Source organism: Modestobacter sp. VKM Ac-2985, assembly GCF_026967925.1.
In the GTDB taxonomy this organism is placed as follows: Bacteria; Actinomycetota; Actinomycetes; order Mycobacteriales; family Geodermatophilaceae; genus Modestobacter.
In genome coordinates, this window is sequence record NZ_JAPVBI010000007.1 from 1 (window position 1) to 4,601 (window position 4,601).

A 4,601-nucleotide genomic window follows, 5' to 3' on the forward strand; every position below is an offset into this window, starting at 1 on the left:
AAAGCCTAATAAGTTAATTTAAGCCTATTTCTCCTTAAAGTAGGAAAAACAGGCTTTTGTTTTTCAAAAAATTGTCTTAGCGTGGGTTTTATGTCAATTTACGGGCGCTACCCCAGATGACAAAAAATGCTGACTCAATGTTCTATAACTAGTTAGATTGAGAAATCTGACTTAGTGCTTCACCGGCTTCATTGATATGAATGTTCAATGTTGCAAGATCACCAATGGCACAAATTCCAACCATTTCACCATTTTCTACAACAGGAATACGACGTATTTGATGATCAGCCATCATGCGGGCACATTCGTGTGCATCTGTATCTGGTGTACAAGTGATTACATCCGTAGTCATGGTATCGTGACAATGTGTGTTATTGCAATCTTTCCCATCTGCCACACAATTTATTACGATATCACGATCGGTAATCATGCCTACGACCTTCTTGTCTTCACAAACAGGAACAGAACCACAATTGATATCACGCATAATTTTTGCTGCTGCTGTTACAGAATCATGTGGTGCACATACCTTCACATCTTTCGTCATAATTTCGCGTACTGTTGTCATGTTTATCGCCCGCCTTATTCAGTATTTTTTTCACCTTTGGTATTATGCCCGTGTTTTTTCAGGTTATACTTGTAACCTATAGTTAAAGGGAAGTGGTGATATGCCACTTCCTTTTTTATATTTCTTACAAAACTAACCTCCCCGGGTAATGATGTATAAATAGTTTTATAGAAGGTGATAATATAAAGTGAAACTTCCATCAGTGGGGGTTTTACTGCCCGTTAATGCGGGATAAATATTAATAGGCTCTCGGAATTAAGGAAGTGATAATATCCAATAATTAGAATATTAGCCTAAATATTTACTGGAAATTCTGTAATTTTGTTATGAGTGGCAACTGAATTGAAAATTTTTCATTCTGTTTTCAAAAAAGAGCATACTTAAGAAACCTCTACTTGGAAGATTTTTGAAAAAATGTTTTTTACTTTAAACCAACTGAACCAACTCTTTGATATTGATTTCATCTTTCGAATGTTGATACCAAGCATCGATGTGCTGGCACATCATAATGCCGTATATTCGGATGTACCACATCATCGTGGAACGATGGCTTCCGGCTTCGAGAGCGTAGTCGATCTTCTCCCGCTTATTGGAGCGTTCTACGGAAGTCCGGCGTTTATATATCGTTTTCCATTGGTCGGTTTCCCGTGAGGTCTTGGGAAACAATCGAAGATTGTCCTTGCTATGCGTATGGAACGTTCGTCCGTATTTGGCAGTCGAACATCCACAGGATGGGGAACATCTCCATTTTTGACGGTTCTGGGACTTGTCGTATCCATTGGGTCTCATTTTCTTGCCGTTGGGGCAGATGGGAACACCTTCGGGAGAGATGCGAATATCTCCGCCCATCTCTATATTCTTCTTGCCGCGCTTGTTAAGATCGATGATAGGTTCTTGGTTCTGTTGATCAATCAAGCGGTAAATGGCTTCGGCATCATGAGCGGCGTCCAGTAAAATTTTATCGAATGTGCCCAAGGTAAAACGTTGCGTAAATTCAACCGAACTGAGAACAAAGCTAACCGAGTCATGGGTCGATGCCGGATTCAGACGCGGGTACAGAGGTAAGTCATTAGGGCTGTCGCTTGCGTTGATCATGTACAGGTGATACCCGTTGAAATACTTCTCCCTTGAACTGTCCCAACCGGAGTCGCAGTCTGGTTGGGAGTAGATGCGAGGATGTTTGCAATTCGCAAGGCCTTGGGCACGACAATCACAAGTCGCTTGGCTCCGGTGACGGGCGGACGTCTCTATCGGTGTGCCATCACCAGCGGCATTCAGCTTATCCATTTCACCCAACAGACCCATCTTCGCTGAGACGGTCAGAAACTGGGACTGAAAGAAAGTAAACAGTCGATCGGAAGGCAACTCCTTTTTCTGGTCCAGCCGGGGAAGAATCCATTGGACCAATCGCTCTATTCTTCCGGGTTTGTTGATCGGCGCTTTTTCACCCTTCTTGCCCTTTTGGGGCTTGCGTTTACGGTACTTCTTGCTCTTTTTCTTCCGTGTCGCATTCTTATTTTCAGAACCCCAGAGGCGGGGAAAGAAATCGTAGAACGTGCCGACACCGGGAAGGTTACCGGGTTCAAAGCCACTGATGATGGCGTAAAGAGGAACCGTATGCATTTCCTCTACCCATTCAGTGATGCTGAGTTCGGGTCGGACCAATAGGTTTACCAGAACCGATCGGAACATGGAAGCCGGATCGCGAGGTTTAGGACCCTTACAGTCATAGAACGGCCGAAGCATGGTCGTGATGGGGGAGAGATCGGTGATCCAGAGTTTAGAAATGAGCGGCCATTGGTTCTTGTGAATGACGAGAATACCGCCGGAGTAATGCTCCTGCAGTTGCTTGATAACAAAATCTTGATACGAAGAATGAGGAATAAGAACTGGTTTCACAAAGACACCCCGATATTTAGTAGTAAAGGAAATAAATACCTTTCTCGCTCGATTATTGGGGGATATTTGAAAAGTCAAGTGTTTTTATGGGTCATTTGTGACAATATTACGACTTATCATTACCAGTTCAGAATATTGAAAAAATAAAAATCCCACCTACAAAAATAGGAGGGACATCATATGAGTAGGTTAAGTAAACCCTTGACCTACCTAGCTCGGCGAGTGCCGAGAGTCTATTCAAAAGAGAGGAGGCAACATTAAAATTCGTAATAAAATCACTGATAAAAATGAGAGTGTTGTCCAAATAGCGTTACATTTTTTGTATCCGCTTTCATAATTATGTAGATCATTGTATAACTGTAATGAACTAACGTGTGTGCTAATTCATTAAAGGGGTGAAGTACTATGAAAAAATTTAAGAAATGGAATGTGATTCTATTAAGCGGGTTAATGGCTGTTGTTCTCGCTGGTTGTGGAGCTGCAAAGAGTAATAGTTCCGATACGGCCTCTGCAAAAGGTGAAAAACCCTATCCTGATAAGCCCATTGTTGTTGTAGCCCCTTCTGGCGCAGGCGGCGGATGGGACCGGACAGCAAGAACTTTCACGAAAGTATTGGCTGAAGCAAATCTTGTTGACCAAACAATGACAGTTGAAAACAAACCAGGTGGTGGAGGAACCGTTTTTATAGCAGATTACGTGAGTCGCGATTCTAAGAATGATTATAAACTTTTTGCCGGTTCACCTCCTGTATTAATTAATAATCTGAAAAAAGATGGAAACAGCCCTTTTGGATATAAAGATACAACACCTTTGGCACAGCTCACAAAGGATTTTGGCTCGATTGTTGTCCGAGCTGATTCAAAGTATGACAGTATTGAGTCCTTAATTGCGGATCTTAAAAAGGATCCGGCTAAATTAACATTTGCGGGGGGATCGGGACCTGGATCGATGTACCACCTTGTTTCGATTTTACCTGCGTACAAGTCTGGAGTAGATCATAAGTCGATGAAATATGTCTCCTATGATGGTACAGGGGAGGCAATGACCGCTTTACTCGGCGGTAATGCAGATGCAATTGCGACAGATGCCTCTTCCGTTATCGAATATCTGAAAGCCGGAAAGGTCAAAGTATTAGCGGTAGCAGCACCGGAACGATTGAAAGGAGAGCTTTCAGATGTTCCAACGATGAAAGAAATGGGCATAGATGCTGAGTTTGCGATCTGGCGGGGAATTTTCGGACCTAAAGAAATGAGTAAAGAAGCCTTAACATTTTGGAATGACACAATTAAAAAAATGACAGAGACGGACGAATGGAAAAAATCGATGGAACAAAGTGGCTGGGAAAGCGAGTACAGAAATTCAGAAGAATTCAAATCATTTCTTGATCAGCAAAACAAACAGATTCTTGAATTACTGGAAGCGTTGGATATGGAGAAATAATCATATTATCACAGGGGAAATGGAGCCATTTCCCCCAGTTTAATCAGCGGAGGTGAATGGAAAAATGACCCACAGGTTTGACCGTTATGCCAGTATTTTATTTTTACTTATTGGACTTGGTTTTGTGTTGGAAAGCAGAAAGATTGCCGCAAGTGCTTATGGAAGCAACGTAGGGCCTGATATTTTTCCGATGGGACTGGGGATTGTCCTTATTCTTTTAAGTTTGCGCCTGTTATTTGAAACAAAAGGAAATGCAATGTCGGAATCGAAAAAGCGCCAATACGATTATAAGCGATTTCTTATTATTCTTATCTCTGCAATCTTTTATGGGCTACTAATTGAGACGGTTGGCTATGTCATCACAACTTTTGTTTTTTTGACAGTCTGCTTTCAGGTAATGGAAAGAGGAGGCTGGTTAAAAACATTGCTGATTTCTGGGGGATTTTCCTGCGGGATTTATTATTTATATGTTAAAGTACTGGACGGCTCCTTGCCAGGTTTTCCAGTATGGATTAACTAAAGAGGTGATAGGATGGATACAATTCAATTTCTTTTTAACGGTTTCTTAACTGCTCTCTCCTGGCATAACCTTCTATTTGCCTTTATTGGGGTACTGATTGGAACGGCCGTCGGCGTTTTGCCGGGAATCGGACCAATGAGCGGAGTCGCCTTACTTATTCCCGTGACAGCGACT

General features: G+C 42.1%; 5 protein-coding genes. 3 read left to right on the forward strand and 2 right to left on the reverse strand.

What is annotated here, in order from left to right:
- Nucleotides 1-148 precede the first annotated feature (148 nt).
- Both O2V61_RS22330 and O2V61_RS22335 read right to left on the reverse strand, forming a co-directional pair.
- Nucleotides 149-568: a CBS domain-containing protein gene (locus O2V61_RS22330; RefSeq protein WP_269185477.1), complete on the reverse strand. Its 420-nt coding sequence runs from the start codon at nt 566-568 to the stop codon at nt 149-151.
- 426 nt (nt 569-994) lie between these two features.
- Nucleotides 995-2,467: a transposase gene (locus O2V61_RS22335; RefSeq protein ID WP_269185478.1), complete on the reverse strand. Its 1,473-nt coding sequence runs from the start codon at nt 2,465-2,467 to the stop codon at nt 995-997.
- Nucleotides 2,468-2,872: 405 nt separating this feature from the next.
- Here O2V61_RS22335 and O2V61_RS22340 point away from each other — a divergent pair, with 405 nt between their 5' ends.
- From O2V61_RS22340 to O2V61_RS22350, 3 genes are all read left to right on the forward strand, one after another.
- Nucleotides 2,873-3,907 carry a tripartite tricarboxylate transporter substrate binding protein gene (locus tag O2V61_RS22340; RefSeq protein WP_269185479.1) on the forward strand — a complete coding sequence of 345 codons (1,035 nt, stop codon included), beginning with the start codon at nt 2,873-2,875 and terminating at the stop codon, nt 3,905-3,907.
- 64 nt (nt 3,908-3,971) lie between these two features.
- Entirely contained in the window at nt 3,972-4,427 is a 456-nt protein-coding gene (locus O2V61_RS22345) for a tripartite tricarboxylate transporter TctB family protein (RefSeq protein ID WP_269185480.1), read from the forward strand.
- A 12-nt stretch (nt 4,428-4,439) separates the two neighbouring features.
- On the forward strand, nt 4,440-4,601 hold a 162-nt coding region (locus O2V61_RS22350), incomplete at its 3' end, for a tripartite tricarboxylate transporter permease (protein ID WP_269185481.1).

Bases quoted from the DNA above. Each gene is read 5' to 3' on its own strand.
- O2V61_RS22340 (WP_269185479.1), top strand. From the start codon at position 2,873: ATGAAAAAATTTAAGAAATGGAATGTGATTCTATTAAGCGGGTTAATG.
- O2V61_RS22345 (WP_269185480.1), top strand. From the start codon at position 3,972: ATGACCCACAGGTTTGACCGTTATGCCAGTATTTTATTTTTACTTATT.
- O2V61_RS22330 (WP_269185477.1), bottom strand. From the start codon at position 568: ATGACAACAGTACGCGAAATTATGACGAAAGATGTGAAGGTATGTGCA.